Source organism: Agriterribacter sp. (genome assembly GCF_035444585.1).
GTDB lineage: Bacteria > Bacteroidota > Bacteroidia > Chitinophagales > Chitinophagaceae > Agriterribacter.
Genome location: NZ_DAOMOZ010000021.1, coordinates 1 through 23,511 on the forward strand (window position 1 = coordinate 1; position 23,511 = coordinate 23,511).

Annotated in this window: 22 protein-coding genes; 5 read left to right on the forward strand and 17 right to left on the reverse strand. The window is 43.0% G+C overall.

All coding sequences use genetic code 11. From position 1 onward, the window contains the following. Window positions 1-81: 81 nt before the first annotated feature. Window positions 82-972 (forward strand): hypothetical protein, encoded by an 891-nt coding sequence (locus PLH26_RS03865; protein WP_324584671.1) that lies wholly within the window; start codon window positions 82-84, stop codon window positions 970-972. A gap of 108 nt (window positions 973-1,080) precedes the next feature. After that, window positions 1,081-2,643: an OmpP1/FadL family transporter gene (locus PLH26_RS03870; protein ID WP_324584672.1), complete on the forward strand. Its 1,563-nt coding sequence runs from the start codon at window positions 1,081-1,083 to the stop codon at window positions 2,641-2,643. A gap of 173 nt (window positions 2,644-2,816) precedes the next feature. Here PLH26_RS03870 and PLH26_RS03875 read toward each other — a convergent pair whose 3' ends face one another. The 17 genes from PLH26_RS03875 to PLH26_RS03955 all read right to left on the reverse strand — a co-directional run bounded on the left by PLH26_RS03875 (window position 2,817) and on the right by PLH26_RS03955 (window position 19,086). After that, complete coding sequence (locus PLH26_RS03875; RefSeq protein ID WP_324584673.1) at window positions 2,817-4,460, reverse strand: hypothetical protein; 1,644 nt, start codon at window positions 4,458-4,460, stop codon at window positions 2,817-2,819. A gap of 281 nt (window positions 4,461-4,741) precedes the next feature. Next, window positions 4,742-5,329, reverse strand: a complete 588-nt coding sequence (locus PLH26_RS03880) for a hypothetical protein (RefSeq protein WP_324584674.1) — start codon at window positions 5,327-5,329, stop codon at window positions 4,742-4,744. 131 nt (window positions 5,330-5,460) lie between these two features. Continuing rightward, window positions 5,461-6,432 (reverse strand): beta-ketoacyl synthase chain length factor, encoded by a 972-nt coding sequence (locus tag PLH26_RS03885; RefSeq protein WP_324584675.1) that lies wholly within the window; start codon window positions 6,430-6,432, stop codon window positions 5,461-5,463. Window positions 6,433-6,644: 212 nt separating this feature from the next. Then, on the reverse strand, window positions 6,645-7,022 hold the full coding sequence (locus PLH26_RS03890; RefSeq protein WP_324584676.1) for a hypothetical protein: 378 nt from the start codon (window positions 7,020-7,022) through the stop codon (window positions 6,645-6,647). Beyond that, window positions 7,019-7,363 carry a hypothetical protein gene (locus tag PLH26_RS03895; protein ID WP_324584677.1) on the reverse strand — a complete coding sequence of 115 codons (345 nt, stop codon included), beginning with the start codon at window positions 7,361-7,363 and terminating at the stop codon, window positions 7,019-7,021. The genes PLH26_RS03890 and PLH26_RS03895 overlap by 4 nt, the downstream gene beginning before the upstream one ends. 61 nt (window positions 7,364-7,424) lie before the next feature. Beyond that, complete coding sequence (locus PLH26_RS03900; RefSeq protein WP_324584678.1) at window positions 7,425-7,700, reverse strand: YtxH domain-containing protein; 276 nt, start codon at window positions 7,698-7,700, stop codon at window positions 7,425-7,427. Window positions 7,701-8,041: 341 nt separating this feature from the next. After that, the gene (locus tag PLH26_RS03905) at window positions 8,042-8,770 is read right to left on the reverse strand and encodes an NUDIX hydrolase (protein WP_324584679.1); all 729 of its coding nucleotides are present in this window, start codon (window positions 8,768-8,770) and stop codon (window positions 8,042-8,044) included. A 118-nt stretch (window positions 8,771-8,888) separates the two neighbouring features. Beyond that, a complete protein-coding gene (locus PLH26_RS03910; RefSeq protein ID WP_324584680.1) occupies window positions 8,889-9,626 on the reverse strand; it encodes a cyclomaltodextrinase N-terminal domain-containing protein in 738 nt (245 codons plus the stop codon). Window positions 9,627-9,633: 7 nt separating this feature from the next. Beyond that, a complete protein-coding gene (locus PLH26_RS03915) occupies window positions 9,634-10,110 on the reverse strand; it encodes a DUF4442 domain-containing protein (RefSeq protein WP_324584681.1) in 477 nt (158 codons plus the stop codon). A 43-nt stretch (window positions 10,111-10,153) separates the two neighbouring features. Further along, the gene (locus tag PLH26_RS03920) at window positions 10,154-11,752 is read right to left on the reverse strand and encodes a C1 family peptidase (RefSeq protein ID WP_324584682.1); all 1,599 of its coding nucleotides are present in this window, start codon (window positions 11,750-11,752) and stop codon (window positions 10,154-10,156) included. Window positions 11,753-11,791: 39 nt separating this feature from the next. Then, window positions 11,792-13,732 (reverse strand): protein-disulfide reductase DsbD family protein, encoded by a 1,941-nt coding sequence (locus tag PLH26_RS03925; RefSeq protein WP_324584683.1) that lies wholly within the window; start codon window positions 13,730-13,732, stop codon window positions 11,792-11,794. Between the two features lie 224 nt (window positions 13,733-13,956). After that, on the reverse strand, window positions 13,957-14,733 hold the full coding sequence (locus PLH26_RS03930; protein ID WP_324584684.1) for a segregation and condensation protein A: 777 nt from the start codon (window positions 14,731-14,733) through the stop codon (window positions 13,957-13,959). Window positions 14,734-14,812: 79 nt separating this feature from the next. After that, complete coding sequence (locus PLH26_RS03935; protein WP_324584685.1) at window positions 14,813-15,766, reverse strand: DUF3078 domain-containing protein; 954 nt, start codon at window positions 15,764-15,766, stop codon at window positions 14,813-14,815. A gap of 126 nt (window positions 15,767-15,892) precedes the next feature. Next, on the reverse strand, window positions 15,893-16,264 hold the full coding sequence (gene mscL, locus PLH26_RS03940; protein ID WP_324584686.1) for a large conductance mechanosensitive channel protein MscL: 372 nt from the start codon (window positions 16,262-16,264) through the stop codon (window positions 15,893-15,895). A gap of 125 nt (window positions 16,265-16,389) precedes the next feature. Next, window positions 16,390-17,136 (reverse strand): PPK2 family polyphosphate kinase, encoded by a 747-nt coding sequence (locus PLH26_RS03945; RefSeq protein ID WP_324584687.1) that lies wholly within the window; start codon window positions 17,134-17,136, stop codon window positions 16,390-16,392. Window positions 17,137-17,323: 187 nt separating this feature from the next. Continuing rightward, the gene (gene frr, locus PLH26_RS03950; protein ID WP_324584688.1) at window positions 17,324-17,887 is read right to left on the reverse strand and encodes a ribosome recycling factor; all 564 of its coding nucleotides are present in this window, start codon (window positions 17,885-17,887) and stop codon (window positions 17,324-17,326) included. Window positions 17,888-17,949: 62 nt separating this feature from the next. Continuing rightward, entirely contained in the window at window positions 17,950-19,086 is a 1,137-nt protein-coding gene (locus PLH26_RS03955) for a glycosyltransferase family 4 protein (RefSeq protein WP_324584689.1), read from the reverse strand. A 241-nt stretch (window positions 19,087-19,327) separates the two neighbouring features. On the opposite strand from PLH26_RS03955, the gene PLH26_RS03960 reads away from it, so the two are divergent. The 3 genes from PLH26_RS03960 (at window position 19,328) to PLH26_RS03970 (ending at window position 23,497) form a co-directional block, all read left to right on the forward strand. Continuing rightward, window positions 19,328-20,161, forward strand: a complete 834-nt coding sequence (locus PLH26_RS03960) for a transketolase (RefSeq protein ID WP_324584690.1) — start codon at window positions 19,328-19,330, stop codon at window positions 20,159-20,161. A gap of 351 nt (window positions 20,162-20,512) precedes the next feature. Then, entirely contained in the window at window positions 20,513-22,540 is a 2,028-nt protein-coding gene (locus PLH26_RS03965) for a beta-L-arabinofuranosidase domain-containing protein (protein WP_324584691.1), read from the forward strand. 360 nt (window positions 22,541-22,900) lie between these two features. Further along, window positions 22,901-23,497 carry an RNA polymerase sigma factor gene (locus PLH26_RS03970; RefSeq protein WP_324584692.1) on the forward strand — a complete coding sequence of 199 codons (597 nt, stop codon included), beginning with the start codon at window positions 22,901-22,903 and terminating at the stop codon, window positions 23,495-23,497. The last annotated feature ends 14 nt before the right edge of the window (window positions 23,498-23,511 follow it).

Below are 23,511 nucleotides of genomic sequence, written 5' to 3' on the forward strand. Positions count from 1 at the left end.
CCCAACTATTTTGAATAGATTAACAGTGCAAATTGTGGCAAATGTAGTAACTTCACGGGGTAAATTTTAAAACCTTCAGGTATGAATAAGAGAATTTTACTTTTGGCCGCAGTTGCCGTTGGGCTGAGTAGCTGTTCAACGATGTACAGGTCCGGACAAACGCCCGATGATGTATATTATTCTCCGGCGCCGCAGCAACGGGTTGCTTATTCCAACGATAATGATGAATATTATGATAACGATGGAGGGCAGGATGAATACGTAAATGTGCAAACAGAGCAGGACCGTTCCGCATACAGCAGTGAAGATAATTATCTGCGCATGAAAGTAAGGAATCGTTCTTTATGGTCTTCCTTAGATGATTATTCGTATTATGGCGGCGGTATGTATTCACCCTTTTCTTATGGTAGCGGATTTGGGATGGGTTTAGGTTATTACAATCCTTACTCATTGTATTCTCCTTATTCGCATTACGGTCTTGGAATGGGCATAGGCTATGGCTGGGGTGGTTTATACAACGGTTTTTATAACCCGTATTCACTGTATAATCCATATTCTTTTTATAATCCCTATTATTCTTACGGTTACGGGCATTATTATTATCCCGGATTGATTTCTGTTAAGCCGGGCAATGTGAGGCCTTCTGCCACTTATCGGCCCAGAACGTCGAACCTGCGCAGTTACGGTAACAGGAACAGGAGCAACACTGAAATAAACAGGAGAGATGCACCTGTACGGGTATTCAGGAACAATGACAACAATTATATAAACCCGCGCAGATCTTCTTCAGGCAATACCAGTCCGCGCCGTTCTATAGACAGGAATAGCAATAGCAGACCCACGAGAACTTTTGAACGCAGCAATAGTGCACCCTCTGCACCCAGGGTTGCTCCCAGTTCAAATTCGGGCAGCAGAAGCAGTGGTGGCGGTGGTAGTGCACCTTCCCGCTCACCCGGAAGAGGTGGCAGATAGCGAAGGATTATGCGTAGTAGTGTAGTTTAAAAATTTTTACCAAAGAGCGGGAGGCCGCTCTTTTTGGTATAATGAACCTGAAGCTCTTTTGGCTTTAAATTTTCAAATATGAGGAAAGCATTTATAACGACAGGATTAATTTTTTCAGTTTCCATTTTATTTGCTCAGGAGCCCCTGGATGCCGTGAGGTATTCCTGGCTTACGCCACAGGGAACAGCGCGGGCGCAATCAATAGGCGGAGCTGTTAATGCATTGGGCGGAGATATTACAGCGCTGTATAGCAATCCTGCGGGAATTGGATTATACAAGACCAGCGAACTGGTGCTAACGCCGGGCTTTACCTTTAGCAATGACAAGGCTTCATACAGGGGAGCTGACGCAACAGACAGCAAAAGCAGCTTCAACTACGGTCCGATAGGTGTTGTATGGGGAATTCCCTCTTATAAGGCAGGCAGCAAATGGAAAAATATGAGCATTGGGCTGGCGATCAGCAAAACGGCTAATTTCAATAGCAACACCTATGTTAGCGGCGAAAATAATCAAAGCTCATATTCAGAAAAATACCTCGACCAGCTAATCAGTGGCAATGCCACCAACCCCGATGATGCTGCACTGGATTATCCTTATGGCGCCAGTCTGGGTTTAAATACCTATCTCCTCGATCCCATCTTTGATAGTGACGATAATCTTACCGGTTATGCCAGCAACGCCAGTGTTGCTACCGGTTTAAAGCAACAACAGATCATCAATGCAAAGGGTGGCATTTCGGAATTCAGCATTGGTGTTGGGGGAAATTATAACGATGTATTTTATATTGGAGGGTCCATCAATATCAATACCTTAAAATACATACGCAACAGCAGCTTCAGGGAAACGGATGCTACCGGTGATACCAATAATGATTTTAACTATTTTGTGGCAGACGATTATTTAAGAACCGATGGCACCGGAGCAAGCATCAATATCGGCATCATATTCAAGCCGGTGGAAGCATTGCGCGTGGGATTGAATTTTCACAGCCCTTCATGGTATTCCTTTAAAGACACTTATTATTCTTCACTTACCACCGATACCGAAGGCTATGCCGGTGAACTGTCGCAGAGTTCGCTTGATCTGAATGACGGCTATGCGGGTGAATATACATACAGGTATAAAACACCAGTGCGACTGGGCGCGGGTTTGGCTTATATTTTTGGGAACCAGGCGGATGTAAGCTCACAAAAAGGGTTTATTACCGCAGATGTGGAATATATAAGCTATAAGAACAACGCGTTTAATACACAGGATAATACCAACCAGGCAGATAAAGATTATTTTACAGATTTAAACAATACGATAGATGATGTATTCAAATCTGCGGTGAATTTCCGTTTGGGTGGTGAATTAAAATTTGAGACGGTAATGGTGAGAGCAGGGTTCGGATATTACGGCAATCCATACAGCAATAATTATTTTGGTAACGAACCCGGGGATATCACCAATGCAAGCAGGATGAACATCAGCGGGGGCCTTGGCTGGCGCAATAAGGGAATGTTTGTTGACCTGGCTTATATCCACCAGATCATTAAGGACGCATATTATCCCTATCGTTTGGATGAAAACGTGTTTAACGCTGCAAAGCTCAGCAACACGGTTGGTAATATATTGCTAACGGTTGGGTTTAAATTTTAAAGAAAGGTGAGAGGTGAAAAGTGAAAGACACAGAGAATAAGGTTTTGATATGAAAGATAAGGAAGTTGCCATTATTTATTTTGCAACCTCTTATTTTTACATTATTCTAACAGTCGCGGTGGTGTTCGAAATGGCTGTTTATTCATTAGCCACTTTTTGTGTACTTTGAGAACTTATTGCGGTTGTAACCATACCAGACATACTCCTTTGCTTCTTCCTTCTTTTATTAATTTGAGAGTTACATAAACGTTGTTATTCCTGTCGTAATCAGAAATAGCAAATAAGCCTAGATTATGATCCCGTTTGCGATCCGGTTTCCCAAACACGAAATTCCTTTTGGGTAATACGTCGCTGCCCGAGATATCATAATAAAATCCATCACAGTCGCTTACTCCCTGTATAGTCGTTATTTTCCCTTTGTTTACACTTTCGGTATTGGCCTCTACATCGTTGAAGAGGATATATGATTTTTGAAGCCCGTTTAAATAAGCAAATGATTTAAATTGATTTCCTTTTATCAGTAATTGTGCCCCGCCTTCCCTGTCGGAGTGATAGTAAGGTTGAAGTGTTGTATTCCAGATAACCTGATCTTTCGGAATAAAGTAACTTTTTTTTTCTGTTCCTTTGGGATCAAATTGTGAAACTGCGATATTGCCCAAATTGGAGGTAACAGATGTTGCCCGGCTCATAGTGCTTTGCCGCATAGTGTTACTGATATCTTCATATACTACTGAAAAGCTGCCATCATTGTTAATAAACAAATTTTGCGGCATACCGGTATACTCTGATTTTTCCCCAAAAATTTCAATGCTTTTTTCGTTGGACTGCTGAGGATATATAATTCCCGAGTAATCTACGGTAAGGTCAACAGGATTTACAAATACCAAATACGATGTGAACCCTTTCTCTTTTTTTTCTTTGGCTGAAGTGAGCAGAATAATTTTTTGGGTAACGGGATTGTATCGTGTAATTCCGTACGTGAGTGATTCAGAAGCCAGGTTGAAAAACCAGGGTAGCCGTTCTTTAGCTATTAAATTTTTTGCGAAGTCTAACTCATTTATTATTACAGACTGAGATCCTTTATTCAGGTTAGCCAGTAATAATGCGCTTTCTTTCCCTCCGCTTGTGGCAGTGTTGTAGCCATAAGCCAGCACGCAGACTTTTTCGTTACCAAGTACAGTCATGTCGGCATAGTTCATGTATTTGTATTTATTATCCGGAGAATTATAAAAGGCGCGGCTTAATTCAGAATGATCAGAACCATAAAATATAATTTCGATTCGTTTATTCCTGTCGGATACAAAACTGTTAAAGATTGCTAAAGCATAATTATCGCTGTTAGGGTCTTTCTTTATATAAAAGTTGGGTGCCGGAACGCCTCCAAACGCAGCAGCATACCCTTGACCCATAGTTATTTTATCGAGCTCAACAATCTTTTTTTCATTTTTAAGTACCCCGGTACTCCCGTTGATGATCAATCTGTAAAGGCGGGGAACCCGGTGGTCTACAGTTCTTACCATCAAAACTGCGTCACCGTTAATTTCAAAGCTGCCCTCCACATTTATATTGTCTTTCTCGTAATTGGCTAAAAAACTTCGTTCTGCTTTCTTTTTATGCGAGGCATCGTATACTTGTACATTTATCTCTTTTTTTGGTGTGATGTGAATAAAAATGGTATTGCCATTTTTTATTTGAAGGATTTTTGCAAAACCTTCCTGGGGTTCATCAAAGATTGGATCTTCCGCAATACTTTTGAACTGAGCACACACAAAGGAAGATGAAAAAAGCAGGAGGATCAGGAAGAAGATGTTTCGCATTGTTATGTTTTTTACAAGTATAAATTATTTTAGCGATAAACCATTTCCCTTTTTCTTTGAAAATGTGTGTTAATAAAAATGCCGGTGTACGAAATAATTATATAAGGAAAGCATAGTGCAGTTGTGGGGGTCATGCAATAGTAAAAAATACCGCACCGCCGATCCTGCCTGCAGGCGGGTTGGTTTCCTGTTCGCCGGGGGCCTAACCCTTTTCACAATTGCTATGGCTGGGAAGACCCCGTGGAGCAGAAATATATTGTTTGATGTCATTTGGGGAACACCTACTTCTTAATATACTTCCCCAGCGCTTTGCCGGCAGTAGCATAGGTTTCTGAAAGCCTTTCGCCGGTATCATAATCATTTCCCCAGAAAGAATTACCGGGCGCCTTATCAATAGACAGTTTGGCAATGACATTGTTTTTATCGGCGGTTTCCACGATCAGCACTTCACCATTGATGAAGGCATTTTTACGGGTTATGCCTATATTAAAACCCGGCTCCATAAAAGTAGTGTGAAAAATGATCGTATATCTGGCATTATTGTCTATACTAAGGTCGCTGTACTTGGTAAACAGTTCGTCAAATTTGGGCTCATACCTTAGCTCCCGGTCTTCAACCCATTTTTTTGCCCAGCTGTCTCCTCTTCCTGCTTCTTTTTTATTGTATTCTTCTGTTTTGGATTTAATATAATCCGCCTCTTTATCAAATTTCCCTACACTTATATCATTGTAAGTAAATTCTGTGTTTACAGATTTTTCATTTTTAAGGTCGGGAACCTTACCTTCCACCACACGGATACGCTGGGCATACATGTGCAAAGAAATAAAGGTTACGGCGAAAAGGAGGATGATTTTTTTCAGAGACTTCATATAATGGCTATTTATTGGTTAGAAATTACAACCGGGATAATAAACGAAAGTACAGGGTTTTTATTTTTGTTGATAATGGTGATATACTGTTACCGGTATTTTTTTAAATGTATAGTATCTTATAAATGCTTTTATACTGCAATATGCATAAAACCATGCTGCAGCCCCCTGTAATTATTATAGATGATGATGTGGCGTGCAGAACCGGCTGCACCCTGTTTTTTGATCATATGCACAGGCCATTGATGGGTATTGCAAACCAGCCAAAGTGCTACAGATGAAGCGGTAGGGTATTCACCGCACATGTGTTTAAAACGGGCAATTGTGGTGTGTTCGTCAAACAAAGATTCAATTCCCGAATAGTATTTCAATAAACGCACATCGCCATTTTCGCCTGTCAGCAGCAGGGCGGCTTTTTCATTATGAGGAAGATTTTGGCGTATGAACTGCTGCATTGCAGTGCTTACTTCCGTTTCGTTTTCGGTGTGGATGGTTTGTATGGCTTTTACTTCCGCTACAGCATTTTCAGCATTGTCATTTACGATGAACATGGCTGCGCCTTCACCGGCAATGGTTCCTGCAGATATTGTATTGTAAAGATCTTTATTGGCAATGTGCTCTTTTTTAAAACATCCGTCTAAAAGATCAATGTTGTAGTTATAAGCAGATATCTCATCCACAGCTCCCAGTAAATAATTGTTGCCGGGGTTTTCCTTAACCATCATCATGGCGTCAAGCAAAGCATTTTCAAATGCCAGCCCCCGGTGCACATGTGTAATATTGTAGCCTTTGTTCTTATTCAGCAAACCCATTTGCGCGGCAATGGCATTGGGCGTACTTTGCACAAAGTTACCCGGCGTAAGCATGCCTTCTTCATAATCTATGATCTGGTTAAGGAACTTAATACAATCTTCCATGCCACCGTTAGCGGTTCCTATAATTATCCCGTCTATAGCAGGTTGTTGCCGTATTACGGGCAGTGCTGCCCCGATCCCGATTCTTACCGCTTTGCCCATTCGCCGTAAAATACCGGGCGGGATGCCTTCATACTTCGGCTCCTTCGCCTTTAATTTATTACCGGCACTTTCATGTAATGTTGCCACATCAGCATGCTCAAATGTTTGTTGCGGCGATATGCAGCTATAATGATGTATATACATGGGATACAAAGAACCAAAAAACAAATCACAAAAAGCAAATAAAATTCAATATTAAATCCGGGGCGGTAAGTCTGAAGTTTAAAGCAAAATACCACCATAAACAACAGATCCGTAAAAGGAGAACAACGCTGGAGAAATGCTGACAAAAAAGAGCTTTAAGCTGCTTTTTTATCTTTAGTGAAAAGACTGGTGACAAATTTTTTCCAGATAGATATTTTTTTACCTATTTCCCGGGTGGTGCCCAATTGGAGGGCTGCTCCGATAGCTCTTTTTGCAATGCTGCCTGAAGGATTCCAGAATAAACGGCTGCCTGCATATCCAACTCCGAATTTAAGAATGGTACCCAGGAACCCGTTTTTAATGCCTTTGTCTGATGTAATTCCATGAAAGACGCTTTTTATCAGGTTAGCCGGCTTAAAGCTTTCATATGTTTCTTTGAACCTTACTTTCAATCCCTGCTCCATAACAAGCGTTTGCTCTTCCAGAATTTTAATCCTGGCCTTAATATCTTCTGAACGCAATGGAATATTCATTTAAATACTTTATTGATAACAGCATTATAAAATGGTGTCTTGATCAGGGTTTTCCGCGCCAGGTAAAGGATCAGCCCCAGTAAAAAATAGAAACCGGCGACAATGAAAAAACCATAGTATGCTTCACCAAGCCATTTTCCCAATAACAATGCAATACCGGTATTTAACGCTACAATTCCAATAAAAGCAGTAAGGATGACAATAAGCTGCGAAACGAGAGATGCAGCCATCTCTGTACTTTTGTCAACTGCTTTTAATTTCCACAGTTCCGTTTTTGCTTCTATGTAGCGGCCTGTATCTTCAATCAGCATTGTTATATTTTCAGAAATGGATTCTTTCATTATTATGAGTGTTTTAAGCCGCCGGAATCGTTAATGGTTTAGCGCTGCAACAAGGTTGTTTTTAAGTCATTGAATTTTTTGTAGTACCGCCAAAAGTGCTCACCTTGCCTTTTTCGGCTACGTCTTCAACCTCTTTTTTTGCATGGCGGTATTTGTCTTTTACTGTATCAACAAAATCATTGAAGGTATGCTTCAGCTGGTCACCCATGTCGGACGTATTCTTTGATATTTTTTTCCTGGTTTCAGAACCTTTGTCGGGAGCGAAAAGAATGCCTGCTATTGCACCAATGGCTGCGCCTGCCAGTAAGCCCAGCAATACTTTAGAATCTGCTTTCATAATAGTTGATTTTAATAGTGATAATAATCATTTTATTTCTTATTACTGTATAGTAATACATTTCCCTGCCAAAAATAAACATTCATTGTAACCGCACTGGTATTGGATTGTTAAAAAAAAACCTGACTGTTATGAGCAATAAATTCCCCACCCTGTGGAATATCTCCTATAAGCGTAACAAAGTTACATTTTAAAACCGGCAAAATAAATACTGGCATATTTATTCGATACTTTTATTGTATTCAGGAAGTTAGTTTAGGGGTTTTATAAAAGACCGGGCTTTTCAGTCCGGTCTTTTGCGTTAAACACGTAAACATTTTTATTATTGATCTTTCCCTTGTTTAAAAATCTATACCCTGCCACTTCTTTTTTTTTGTTTTACCGTATTTTTCATAATCAAATCTGTATAATTTTCCCGGACGGTGAGGTACATTTTTTTCCATGATGCCTGTATCGATGAGCAGCTCCATGCTAAAAAATTTTTTCCGGAAATTCCTTCTGTCCATTTTTTCACCCAGAATGGTTTCATATAAAAGCTGGAGGTCGCGCAGTGAAAATTCTGTTTCCAGTAAACGTAACCCTAAGGGATGTTTCTGCACGCGGTATTGCAGCCAGTTGCGGCACGCATCCAATATCTCCATATGGTCAAAAGCCATTTCTTTGATTTCCTGTACATCATGCCAGTGTAATTCGTTATCCAGGATTTTTAATTCATTATGCCTGATATTAAGAAGAGAGCAGTAAGCCGTGGTTATCACCCTTCCTTTGGGGTGACGGTTTACCTTACCAAAGGTGCGCACCTGCTCCATGTACACATCATTTAACCCGGTACGGTCTTTTACAATCCGCGAAACGGCAGCGTCAATATCTTCATCCGGATTAACAATATCTCCAAGCAGCGACCAGTGATCTTCATAGGGAAGCATATCGCTTTTAATGAGCAATACTTTCAGTTTATAGTCTTCAAAACCAAAGATCACGCAGTCTACAGATACGCCTACGGTAAATTCAGGTTCAGGTGCCGGTTCACCCTGAATATGATTGCTGGAAATGATTGTGCTTTTTTCCATGATAAAAGATTGATTTTTATGTGCGTGTGTTTTGCTGTTACTGCAAATATAGGCTGAAAGAAAAACAGTAAACCATACAGCATACAGCAACGAAGCGCATCGCAAAGCAGAATGTACTTTATTTTTTCAACTCAAGTACCCAGGTGGTACTGGCAGGTATTGAAAATATTTCAAATTGTATTGTATCGCCGGTAAGGATATTTTTTGCACGCGAAAAGCCATTGGTGCGTTCAGCAAATCGTGCAGGCGCTACTGTTCGTGCTTCTTCGGTCAGGGGCATATCGTTTTCAATAACGGGTGTAAGCCATAAAGCGGTAACGCCCCATTCGGTAAAATAATCAAGATGATCCCTGATGCCTTTAAGATCACCGCCATGACGGGCATACATATTGTTGCGGTTGGATATACTGTCGCGCATAGCTTTAACCACGTCGTTGCTGCTGTCGCCATTGGCGAAACGGTCGGGCATAATAAGATAAACCAGGTCTTTGGCAGTAACACTCTGCACCCGCGTTTTACCATTTTGGACATGACGTTGCATCAGTTCAAACGGGATCCGGTTCACTTTTTTGTTCTTCTTACATTCTATATACATGGTACCGGGCTTTGTCTGTGGTGAAATGGTAAGATCAATGGCTATATAATGTTTATTGGCAAATGGCGTGATCTTATCTACAGCAATACCCGGGTAGCTGATATGCATAATTTCATCAGCAATGTCAAAGCCGGCATGCAATAACAATTGCAGTTTGGGATTCTTCATCCCGGTCCACCAGTTGGATGGATATACCTTTGCATACTGTGCATTGGTTTTTGCAGCCAGCACAATAAAAAGAATAAAAACTATTTTTTTCATGGTCCGCTTATTTGCGCCTTACCCTGAACGACCAGGTAAAATTAAACACGGCTATCAACTCGCCTGCCTCATTTGTGCCGGTGGCTTGTACCGTAATCATATTGTCGCCACCCGCGGCAATAGCCTCCTCTACTGCATCCCGCAAGGCAATACCTTCTCTGCATACAAAGGAGGTGATATCAGTGGCTTTTTTATAATATGCTGCGCTCATATCTGTTATCAGCATGGATACGGAAGGGCTGCGCTTGTAAATATTAGCCAGGCATAAAGCACCGGTACTCATTTCGGCGGCCATGGCCAGGCAGGCGAAATAAGTGGAGCTGAACGGGTTTTTGGAAAACCACTTATACGGAACCGTTACCACGCACTTTTCTTCCGAAATGGATTTTATTCTTACACCGGAAAAATAGGCAGCAGGCAATCTCAAAAGCAGGAACATGCGAAGCTTTAGCGGGCTACGGACCATTTTAATAAATGCGTTCATACGGCACGTTTGTTTTCAGAAAATGTTTTGGCAATACTGTTATTTATTGTTTGCTTATTTCTACCACGCATACGGCTACCTGGTTATTTCCTGTATCACCCTGGAATTGAATAGTCCCTGCCGGTGTGCTTTGGTACCGGATACCGGATGAACTTTGCGTGCGCAATGTATTGTTTACCCGTAAAGCATAATCCGACCCGGGTTGGCGGCTGATCGTTTGGTTGAGCTTATACCAATCCAGCGGCTGTTTGCTTACAACCACTGCCATCATATCCTTTGTGCCAATGCTGTCGGGTGTCATGCTTTTGTCTTTCGGGAACAGCCGGTAGCCGGTAATGCCGCAAAATGGTGAGTATTTTGTTGTGGAAGCATCTTTGGCGCTGGGGTAAGGAAACAAGGTGTAGCTGTTGCCATCGGTTTCTTTGCCAAACACGTAAATGTAGCATTCGGTGCTGTTTTTCACTTCCATTTTAAACCTTGTGCCCGTTTTAACGGGAACGGTGGTTTCGAAACGGTTGTGTGCGCTCAGGCGTAAAGGAATATAGCCTTTGGGGCTTGTTTTTTTACCATCGTATTGCACTTCCATCAGGCCAATTTCACATTCAAGGGGGGGGCTGGCAGCGCTGCCTGTTTTTGCCATAGGCTCCAGTCCATAGGCTTCTCTTACGTATCTTTTAAAATCGGGATAACGCACCCAGGCAAAACCGTTGTTTCCCCATTCGGGTCCCCAGCTGTTCATGATTAAAAAGGAGCCGCCGTATTTTGTATCATCATAACCCACTACGCACTGCGCGTGGCCGCCAAAGCCCATCATGCCCGCGTCGCCCGGTTCGGGATACCACACATCTTTACCCAGCATGTTTTGCATATAGCTTTCTCCAACCATCATTCCTATTACAACGGGGGCGCCCTGGGCAAGGTTTTCTTTAATGGCCCGCATATCCAGTTCTTCCGTATTGTCGCCTTTGGTCAGCCTGTTAAAGCCCCGCATTTTAAATTCGCCGGCTTGCTGAATTAAACCGGTTGAGGGCTGCCGGGTGCAGTTCTGATCAGTATACGGAAATTGTTCATAAGGCAATGAACCCTGTTTGGTCATGTATTCCATAGCCTTTATGATATAAGAACCCTGACAGCCATCGAGGCCGATCTGGTTATATAAAAAAGCAGGACTGAATTTTATCTCGTTTGCGCTTTTACCTGTTCGGGATGCTTCCAGAATGCTCCTTGCCGCGTAGGCACTGCTCCATGCTACGCAACTTCCCTGCTCTCCCTGGTTGCCCACCAGCGGCGCATAGCGTTGCAGGTTGGCAGCTTCGGGCAGTGGGTTTTTTGTATCATCCTCCTCCAACGCTTCATAAATACTGGCTTTCTGAAATTGACGCGGGTCGAGTATTCCACCGGTGGCCAGTTGTCCTGCCTGGCTTATGATACTTCCGCAGCCGGTTCGTCCCAGTAAAAAGTAACCACCTATGCCGATAGCTGCGATCACTAAAATCCCTTTGATCCCAAAGATCCGCAATAGAAGAGGTAAAAAAGCCAGCAGTCCGCCGCCACCGCGAAAACCGCCACCGCTTCTTTGGCCGCCACCATCATTAAATTGCTCCTGCTGATCCTGCGGATCGTCTGTCATCCGTATCGGCATAACACGATTATTTTGCTTAACCTAAATGTAAGCGATTTTTTATTGATCTGATGCGTATGCTTTCAGTCCGCAGTTTAACCAGTCCTCGTATTTTTTAACGTTTGGCGTATAGCCAACAGGGTGGGTCATCAATTTGCCCCGGTGATTTAAGATAACATAAAGCGGTTGGGTAGATTGTCCGAAATTCTCAGATTGAAAAGTCGCCCATTTGTCGCCTGTGGTTTCTATATCTTTCTCTTTGCCATCGGAAAAAGTATAAATGAATCTTTCGGTTGCAGGAAGTTTTTTACGGTCGTCGACATACAATGACACGAGAATGAATTTTTCTGTTAGGAGAGATGAAATCTCAGGTCTGCTCCAAACCTGTTCTTCCATTTTACGGCAGTTTACGCAGGCCCATCCGGTAAAATCTATAAGAATGGGTTTGTTTTGCGCTGCAGATAACTGCACCGCTTTTTCATAATCGTTTATTACGTGCGGCTCAACGCCCTTGCCAAGCACGTTTTTTTTGCCATACACGCTGTAGCTCAATGGTGGCGGGAATCCGCTTAGTAACTTGAGATTGGCATAACGTGAAGAAGTGAGTCCCGGCACAAGATATGCCGCAAAAATAAAAGCCAGTACGCCCAATATTTTACGTGCTGCCGATATTTTTTGGCCTTTATAATCGTGAGGAAGCCTTAACCAGCCAAAAAGATAACAACCCATCCCCAATGCGATCAATAACCAGATGCCTATGAACACTTCCCGTTTCAGCAAGCCCCAGTGTTCTACAAGGTCGGCATTGGAAAGAAATTTAAAGGCAAGGGCCAGTTCCACAAATGCCAGGATTTTTTTTACCGTATCCAGCCATCCGCCACTTTTGGGCAGCGATTTTAACCAGTTGGGAAACATGGCAAACAATGCAAAAGGCAATGCCAGGGCTGTTCCAAATCCTGCCATGCCGGTGGTGAGCGACCATGCGCCCTCCGAAGCGGTACCTACCAGTAAAGTGCCCAATATTACACCGGTACAGGAAAAAGATACAATAACAAGGGTTAGTGCCATAAAGAAGATACCGCTTATGCTACCCAGGCTACTCCTTGCATCTGCTTTCCCCGCAATGCCTGCAGGCAGGTTAATTTCGAAATAACCAAAGAATGAAACAGCGAAAAAAATGAAAACGGCAAAGAAAAAAACATTCAGCCATGCGTTGGTGGAAATGTTATTGAATATCTCGGGCTGTACATTGCCTATAACATGAAACGGGATACTGGCCAAAACGTAAATAAGGAAGATGAAAAACCCGTATAATACACCGTTTCGTATTGCCTGGTTTTTATTGGAGGCCCTGTTGGTAAAAAAAGAAACGGTAACGGGGATCATAGGAAATACGCAGGGCGTAAGAAGGGCAATTACTCCACCTACCAGGCCGAGGAAAAAAATGGTGAGCAGGCTCTGCCCCGATGCCTGCGCTTCGCCACAGGGCAATACGGGATCTTTAAGATCCACTCCCTGCAACTTGATCCGGCTGGCTTCAACCGGCGCTACACCACCTTCGAATGATACGTTCTTCGTTTCTTCAAGGGGGATAAATGCTTCATTGTTGGATGCAAATCCGTGTAATGCTATTTTAAGCGATGCCGGCACATCGCCGGTAATATTTATATTTTGAGTGAGCGTAAAATTGCCTGTGTATACCCGGAGCTCACGGTTTTCAAAAACGGGATCCTTTATTGTTGCCGGGGCAGGACTGGAGATAGCTTCCCCGTTTTTTTGAATGTTGTCGTAGTCCCAGCTTATATGCAACCCTCCCAGTTCAAGATCCGCAATTGAATCTGCATATACATGCCATTTGTCGGCAAGGCTGGCCTTTACAGTGATCGTATATGAACCGGCACTGTTTTTTTTGCTGCCGGCCTCCCACTGCAAAGGGTTATCCTGGGCAGCACAGAACAGGGGTAGCAGAAAAAAAAGTAAAAATACGGTGTTTGATCTCATGCAATAAAAACGGTAGTCATTTGGGTTGTAAAAATGTTTTGCAAAGATAAGGATGTTGACAACTTTCAGCAGTGAGCTAGGAGCCTTCTACCCTAAATGCAATTGATAAAGATATGAATTAACCGCTGAAAGCTAACCGCTGATACCCCACACCTCATACCTCACACCTCATACCTGATACCCCACACCTCATACCTGATACCTCACGCCTCATACCTGATACCTCACGCCTCATCAAGGGATATCAGTTCCTCCCTGTTTTCATTCCATTCCACAATGAAATTGTTTCGGCCTTCACCCGTGATGATGCTCATGTATTTTTGTTGTACCAGTTCCAGCAGAGAAAGAAAAAGAAAAATGGCGTGTATGCGGTTTTCACAAATTTCAAATATCTTTTCAAATGCTGCTGTTTTTTCGGTATGAACCATATTGAGCATATATTCCCTGCTGCCCTCCATTGTATAGTGGTAATTGTACACTACGTGCTGGGGCTTGTTATTGCGGTCGTGCAGCCGCTGCATTACCCGTTCAAAAGCCTTCATGAGCTTAAACATGGTAATGGTTTGTATTTCGGTGCCTTCGCCTGCCTCTTCACCTACCTCTGCCATCTCCTTCTGTATATTGCCGCGTTTTACCATCAGCATGCGAATGGCTTCCATTTCCGCCATTTTCGCGGAAGCTTCCTTAAACCGTTTGTATTCAAGCAACTTATCTACCAGTTCCTGACGCGGGTCAATTTCATTGCCCTGCTCATCTGTTTCCTTGCGGGGCAGCAGCATTTTGGCTTTAATGCGCATAAGCGTGGATACAAAAAGTATGAACTCACTGCTCAACTCTATGCTTAGCTCTTCGGCACTGTGCATATAGCTCACAAAATCATTGATGATCTTTGTGATCTGTATATCATAAATATCAAGCTCATCCCTTTCAATAAAAAACAATAAAAGGTCAAAGGGGCCTTCAAATTGGGGGAGTTTGATCTGGTATGATTCTGTATTCACTATACAATATTTAAATGCTGCGTCCCGCCGGTTTTACACAATAACCGAAACGGGACGCAGCAAATGTAAGCAACGAAGATCAGTTTTTAAAACGGTAAGATAAACCAATGCCCATCAGCTCTTTAAGCTGAACTTTTGGGCCGCGCGGATTACCATCTGCATCAATTGTTGTTACATCATCATCGTAAATCATATCCAGCGAAAGACTTACCGTGATCAGCCTGGTTACCTTTACCAGCAGCATATTGGTCATGAACAGATCAATATTTTGTGGATTATGTAAATAATTGGAGAACAGGTCAAGCCGTCCTGTATAGGATGCGTTCTCACTGATATTGGCTTTGTAATTCACGGAAGCAAAAGCGCCGAATTCGGTTTTTGCTTTTTTCCCCGGGTCAACCCCGAAAGCGCCGGCATCAGACAATACATCATCGTTTACAATTGTCCATCTTGCTGTAGCAGGTGAAAGCGACACCGAAAAATTTTCATTGGGCTGGTAGGTTATACCCGGCGAAAGCAATATATAGGCCGGTGAAAGAAAATTAGAAGTCAGCACTTTGGGCTGGTCGTCAGGATAGGCGTATCCTTTTGTTAACTGTGTCCTGAAATTGAACAATGCACTGGCGTACCACTTTCCTTTGCCAAGCTGATAGCCGTATTTGGAAAGAAAATCAAACCGGTCGTCGGCTTTTCTGCTGCCGAGACTGGTTGTATTTACAAAGCCATAAGCAATGTCTAAGGTGTTATCCCAGATATGCCTGTCTTTTTTATAAAAAGCATATAAATTAAGCAGCGCTGCAACAGATAAAGACGATTTGTCGCCACCGGCGGCCCAGTTGCTTAAAGCGCCCTGGTTTACATTAATACTGAACAGTCCGCCTTTTTTCCAAACCTGGGGAATCGTATCATTCGGGTCTTTGGCGATCGTTCTTCCGGCCGCATCCCGCATTCCCGATACGGTAGGATCCTGTGCATGGAGTACGGTAATAAAAACAAAAGAAACGAGGAAAGCACTAAGTAAGATTTTTTTCATGGTCGTGAAATTTTGCGCGAAATTAAAAAAAACGTTTTGTTCCCATATAAAATAAATGGGGCTGTCTCAAAACATAACTTTTGAGACAGCCTCATTTCTGCAAATAATGCACCAGAGTGGTGCCGGCTATTGTTTTTTTAATTCATCGCGTATTTCCATCAGCAATTTGTCGGTAGAAGACGGGCCGGCAGGAGTTGCAGCTTCTTTTTTCTGCAGGCTTTTCATGGCCCTGATAATAATGAACAGGATAAATGCAATGATCACAAATTTGATGATCGCCGAAAGGAACTTGCCATATTTTACAGCGCCCCACGTTAGCTGGTCGAGGTTTTCTGCATTCGCGGCTTTTAAGGCAGGAGTGAGCAGCAGGGGAGTAATAACGTCATCCACGAGTGATGAAACAATTGCCCCAAATGCGCCGCCAATGATCACGGCAACAGCCAGGTCTACTACATTTCCTTTTAATGCAAAATCTTTAAAGTCTTTAATGAAGCCCATAGTGTTGGTTTTTAAGATTAGAAAAAAATTCTTGCTGAATATAATACTAATATTTATTTCAATATACACTTTTTCAATTTCAGCAGGCAGGGGTTATGTACAAAAAATACACTGTTATGCCTGCATTATTTTTTTAAGCCGGGATATTGCATGTTGAGGCTTTTCAGCGTGGAGTGCAGGGCAGAAGCGATGAGGTGCTCCTTGTACCAGTTTTGATCTGCCGGGATGATCTGCCAGGGTATGGTATTGCAATGCTCAAAGCAATCCTCATACATCTTCATATAAGTATCCCACCGTTTCGCTTCTTCGAAATCTTTCTCATTGTACTTCCACATTTTAGCCGGGTCGCGCATCCTTTCGTTTAATCGTTGCTGTTGTTCCCGGGGTGAAATATGCAGGTAGAATTTTAAAATATGGGTATTGTTGTGCTGCGTAAGCAATGTTTCGAACTCGTTGATGGCCTTCATTCTTTTTTTAGCCGTTCCGTCGTCGCACCATTTATGCACCCTGGTTACCAGGATATCTTCATAGTGAGAGCGGTTGAATACCTGTATTGTTCCTTTGCGGGGTGCGGCAGCGTGTACTCTCCACAAAAAGTCATGTGCCGCTTCTTCTTCGGTTGGCACTTTGAACGACTTAACGGTTACGCCCTGCGGGTTCAGCTCTCCGAACACATCCCGGATAACGCCGTCTTTTCCACTCGCATCCATACCTTGTATCACTATCAGTATGGCATGTTTGCTTTCTGCATAAAGCAGGTTTTGCAGATCATCTAATTCAAATAATATCCTTTCTGTCTTTACTTTTGTTTTTTGCTTGTCGAAGTGCTTTGGCGCACGGGTACTGATATTCTTTAGTTTTATGGCAGCCATACGATTTATTGGGATAGTTCTGTATCTTCTCTTTCGTGAAACGACAAACGATAAACGTGAGCAAATGAGCCGTCAGATTCAACTTGAGCATACCAACGACTGGCAGATTATTCATTGACGCATTCACTATTCACAACTCACAACTCACAACTCACCACTCACTCCTCACCACTCACCACTTCATATCTCACACCGCCATCATTTCTTTTTCCCTGGTGGCAAGATAGTTGTCTATTAACGCGATGTATTTATTGGTGAGTTGCTGGATGTCTTTTTCAGCATCCTTGCCTGCATCTTCACTTAACCCGTTTTTCTGCAGTTTTTTAATATCTTCTATTGCGTCGCGCCGTATGCTGCGCACAGCTACTTTCGACTGCTCTCCTTCGGCATGCACTTTTTTAACCAGTTCCCTTCTTCTCTCTTCTGTTAGCGGAGGGAGAAAGAGACGTATGATCATCCCGTCGTTTTGTGGAGTTACGCCTATATTGGCTGCAATAATAGAGCGCTCAATGGGCTGGAGCATATTTTTTTCCCATGGCTGTATGGTTAAAGTACGGGCATCGGCTACTGTAATATTTCCTACCTGGCTAATAGGTGTGGGCGATCCGTAATAATCTACAACCAGCCCGTCGAGCATTTGCGGCGTAGCCCTGCCCGCTCTTATCTTTCCCAGCTCCGCCTCCAAATGACTGAGTGCTTTTTTCATGGCTTCCTCGCCTGCATCTAAAACAAATAATATTTCTTCTGACATAGTTAAAAAAATTGAATACGTTACAAAGCTAACGAATGGAAAGAATAAAAAGAATACGGGGATCAGTTGCGCTCAGCCGCTTTTTTTGCAGGTGTTAAAGGCAGTATCCTTGAGGGCTTGGTAGTGAGTTGCAGTATCTCCTCGCTATCACCTGTGGCAACAACCATAAGCCTGGGCTTGCGCAGGTATACCAGTGTAAAGCCGCCAAAAGCAAGTGTAATTAAAAGCGGGATAAGTATATTGATGCTGAGAAAACTAAAAAAATATGAAACCGCAACAAAAAAAATGTTTACTACAATTAAAGCAAAGCTGATCGCTTTATGCGTCATTCCCCTGTCTAACAGGATGTGGTGAATATGGTTGCGGTCGGGGCTAAATGGCGAACGCCTGTTAAATATGCGTATAGAAAAAACCCTCAGCGTATCGAACAAAGGAATGATCAGTATAGCAATAGCAATTGCGGGAGATGCCTGTAAAGGCACTCTGGCTCCCGGTGAGCCTGCAATATTAATGAACTGAACCACCAAAATGGCATTAACCAGCCCTATTAATAATGAACCGGTGTCACCCATAAAAATGCGGGCGGGCGAACGGTTGAAAATCAAAAAAGCCAGCAGGCTGCCACACATGGCAAAAGCAAGTGCCGCATATTCCGCATGGGCTGCTACATAAAAGTATACGCCGAAAGTTAATGTGGTAAAGATCCCCAATCCCGCAGCGAGACCATCAACGCCATCAATAAGGTTAAAAGAATTGATGATTACAATTACGGTAAGATAGGTTAACATTAAGCTGATCACTTCGGGCAGTTCATTAACCCCAAGGAACCCGTGCATGCTTTTTATAACGATCCCCCCTTTATATATAATAATGAAAGCGGCAATAATTTGCCCGATGATCTTTTTCATTGGGGTGAGGATAAGAATATCATCCTTCAGACCCAGGAAAAAGATTACCAGCGCCGCTGCAAAATAATATTGAAACCCGGGCCCTGAACTGAAAGAAATGGTCATGAGGCAGGAAATGATAAAGCCTGCAAATATGCCCAATCCGCCAAGAGAGGGAACCGGTGTAGCGTGTATTTTTCTTGCATTTGGCAGATCGTACAGCTTTTTTATTTCAGATACGTTTATGATTACAGGAATTGCAGTAAATGTAATAACGAAAGCCAATATAGTTGCCAGCAAAATGATTTCCATCCGGTTCGCTTTAAAAGTGCGAAAATATGATAATAATTTTATTTACATAAATACAATGCAAAGAATGAAAGACAAAACATTGTATAACTGAATTGTATTACTGATACGTGCTGCTTATATAGAACGGTTGGTATAATATGTTAGTATTGATAAATAAAATTATATTTCACAAAAAGACTAATCGTATCTACTTATATCCAACAGTTTATTTAGCTTTGGCACCATTAAAAAGCGAAAAATTATGCCAGAATTAAAAGACGTAGCCACCCAGATCAGAAGAGACATAGTAAGAATGGTACATGCCTGCCAGAGCGGACATCCCGGAGGGTCATTGGGCTGTGCCGACTTTTTTACCGCACTTTATTTTGATATCATGAAGCATGACCCTTCCTTTAACATGGATGGCAAAGGCGAAGACCTGTTCTTTCTTTCAAACGGGCATATTTCACCGGTATTTTATGCTACGCTTGCCCGATCGGGATATTTTCCGCTTGGTGAGCTGGCCAGTTTCAGAAAGATCAATTCGAGGCTCCAGGGACATCCGGCTACCCATGAGCATTTGCCCGGTATAAGAGTAGCTTCCGGGTCGCTCGGACAGGGGATGAGTGTGGCCATAGGCGCTGCGCTGGCTAAAAAGCTGAACAATGACGATAGACTCGTTTTTTCGCTGCACGGCGATGGCGAATTAGATGAAGGGCAAAACTGGGAAGCTATTATGTTTGCAGCTCATCATAAAGTAGATAACCTGATTTCCACCATTGACTGGAACGGGCAGCAAATTGACGGCCCCACGCAAAAAGTGATGGATTTGGGTGACATAAGTAAAAAGTTTGAGGCCTTTGGATGGACTGTTCTTCAAACCAATGGTAATGATATTGATGAGCTGATCGGCACTATAAACAAAGCAAAATCACTTACGGGAAAAGGCAAACCCATTGCCATAATGATGCACACGGTTATGGGAAAAGGTGTAGACTTTATGGAAGGTCATCACGAGTGGCATGGGATAGCTCCCAACGATGAGCAACTGCAAAAGGCACTGGCTCAACTGCCGGAAACACTGGGGGATTACTGAGGAAGGGGTGTAGGGTATAAGGTGTAAGGTATAAGGTGTAAGGTGTAAGGTGTAAGGTGTAAGCCAGCAGAGTAAAATATTTCTTATACAGATAGCTTAAAGCCATGTTGTCTTGCTCATAGCTCATAGCCGGCCGCTGACAGCTTTCGGATTTTGGTACTTAAACGTCATTATGAGACCCTAAACTGATCGGAGTACTGCGTAATATTTTAAAAGGTCGAAGTAATCTCCTAATGGAGAGCCGGATCATATTATTTATCGTTGTATTTGGCTTCGGGTTTCGGATTTAAGGCTTCAGGCCTTTATAATTCATTTGGGTTCTTTTGTCCTGCTTTCGTAAACGATTGTCATATGAAAAAGATCTTCCTGCCATTCCTTTTTATAAGTATCATGTTTCATGCCGATGGGCAGGTGAGCAAAAAAAACAGTTTTACGGGTTATATCCATAGCAGGGCGCCGCTCCGGCAAAATCCTTATACTCAACTGCCATTGGGAGCCATTAAGCCGCAGGGTTGGTTAAAGGAAATGCTGGTCAGGCAAAAAAACGGGGCAACCGGTCACCTCGATTCCCTTTATCCTTTGGTGATGAACCAACGGAACGGCTGGCTGGGTGGTGATGGAGATCAATGGGAACGCGGCCCATACTGGATAGACGGTCTTTTACCGCTTGCTTATATTTTGGATGATAAAGAATTGATAGCCAAAACAAAGCCCTGGATCGAGTGGGCCATCAACAGCCGGCAGCCGGATGGATATTTTGGGCCCGCCAAAGACTACAGTGCCGAGCCGGGGCTTCAGAGAAACAATAGCCGTGACTGGTGGCCAAAAATGGTGATGCTGAAAGTGCTGCAGCAGTATTACAGCGCAACCGGCGATCAGAGAGTGATCACACTCATGACGGATTACTTCAAATATCAACTGAAAGAGCTTCCCCGGAAACCGCTTGATCACTGGACATTTTGGGCACGTTACCGGGGCGGTGATAACCTGATGATCGTTTACTGGCTCTATAACATAACAGGCGATCATTTTTTGCTTGAACTGGGCGACCTGATCCACAGTCAAACCTTTGATTATACGAATGCATTTTTACATACCGATATGCTTTCCAGCCCGGGAAGCATTCATTGTGTGAACCTGGCACAGGGAATAAAAGAGCCCATTGTTTATTACCAGCGTCATCCCGAACAAAAATATACAGCTGCAGTGGAAAAAGGGCTTGACGATATCCGGAAATACAACGGGATGGCACATGGGCTGTATGGCGGTGATGAAGCTTTGCACGGAAACAACCCAACACAGGGATCAGAACTATGCTCCGCTGTTGAAATGATGTTCAGTCTCGAAAGTATACTCGCTGTTACGGGCAAGCCGGGTTATGCAGACCACCTGGAAAAAATAGCATTTAATGCTTTGCCTGCCCAGGTGTCGGATGATTTTATGGGCAGGCAGTATTTTCAGCAGGCAAACCAGGTAATGGCAACAAGGCATATTCGAAATTTTGATGTTAATCATGATGGAACAGATGTATGCTATGGATTGCTTACCGGATATCCATGCTGTACGTCGAATATGCACCAGGGCTGGCCGAAGTTCACGCAAAACCTTTGGTATGCAACGAACGATGGCGGGCTTGCTGCGCTCGTTTATTCGCCAAGCACCGTAAAGGCCTTTGTTGCCGCCGGAACAGCGGTGTCGGTCAATGAAGAAACCGCTTATCCGTTCGGGGAATCTGTACAATTTACTTTACAGGTAGATAACAAAAATAAGGCGGCCGCTTTTCCTTTTCATCTGCGGATACCCGCCTGGTGTAAAAAAGCTGTAATAAAGATCAATGGTAAAATATGGGAGGAGCCTTATGGTGGCCGGATCATTAAAATTGACCGTGAATGGAAATCCGGTGATATAGTTGAATTGGTATTGCCAATGCATATTTTTAAAAACACCTGGTATGAAAATTCGGTTTCCATTGAACGCGGTCCCCTTGTGTATGCGTTAAAGATCGGTGAAGAAGCTAAGAAGGTTAAAAATGATAAGGATCCGGTAGCTTATGGGAACAGTTACCTGGAACTTCGGCCAACCACGCCGTGGAATTACGGGCTGTATGATGTAGCAGATGATAAGCTGGATGAGCATTATACCTTTGAAAAAGAGAAGGAATTTTTAAACTTTCCATGGAATGCAGATAATGTTCCCGTTTCCATTACAGCCAAAGCGAGGCGCATTCCATCCTGGCAATTGTACAATGAAATGGCGGGTCCCATTCCATATAGCATCACTTACAGGCTGGGGACTGAGAAAGAAGAGGAAGGAATTACATTAATACCTTACGGCGCCACGCGGTTGAGGGTTGCCCAGTTCCCGGTGATTGGGAGGTAACACAAAGATCAGTATTACAGCAGCAATTCAGGTACGCGGGGAAAGCGCGGATCTGTTTCAATGCCTTGAAGTAAGCGTTATCACCGGTGTGTTCGTAGCTACAGAAAATCAGGCAACATATTATACCCATCGCAAATACTTTTAAACGATCATTAACTCTGAAATCTTTTTACAAACGTTTTGCTTTTCCGGTTGTGCCTTAATGCATTCGCGTCCCGGAACCGCTACCAGCGGGGGTTTCTGTAGCAAAGGTCTTTGCTTTCCCCTTTATATATAAGCCGTTGCACATATATTATGGTTCTGATGGTTTATAATTTTTATTCTATAAATTTGGCTATTGCTTGCTTAATTTTCTCTTTCATGTATAACCAACTAACTGATGATGTTTTGATACAAATGCTTCGCAACAGCGATGCGAAGGCATTTGAGGAAATATACAGGAGACACTGGGAGCGGCTGGCATTACAGGTGTTAAAGATCACCCGTTCACGCGAAGACGCCCGGGATATTGTGCAGGAAGTGTTTGTTTCCATCTGGAGGCGAAGGATGGAAATTGAATTAAAAGGCGAGCTGATAGGGTATCTTCTGAAAAGCGTGCGCAATACAGCCATACGGCACATTGAAAAAAATATTACCCGCAATAATTATTTACAAACTTTATCCGGGAGTATAACCGCAGATGAAAATAGTCCAGGCGTATATTGTGAGTACAGGGAACTGGATCAAAGAGTAGCACAAGCGGTGGCAAGTCTGCCTCCCAAGATGCAAACGGTATATCTTTTGAGCCGCAACGAAAAAATGTCGTATAAGGAAATTGCAGACCGCCTGGGTATTGCGGAAAATACAGTAAAAAAACAATTAAGCAACGCGCTCAAATCACTCCGGACTTCAGTAACTAAGCTTACTATATCCCTGCTTACATGCCTGGCAACGATGTTGCAGGTTTGTGGTTTATAGTTTGAAATTGCAGG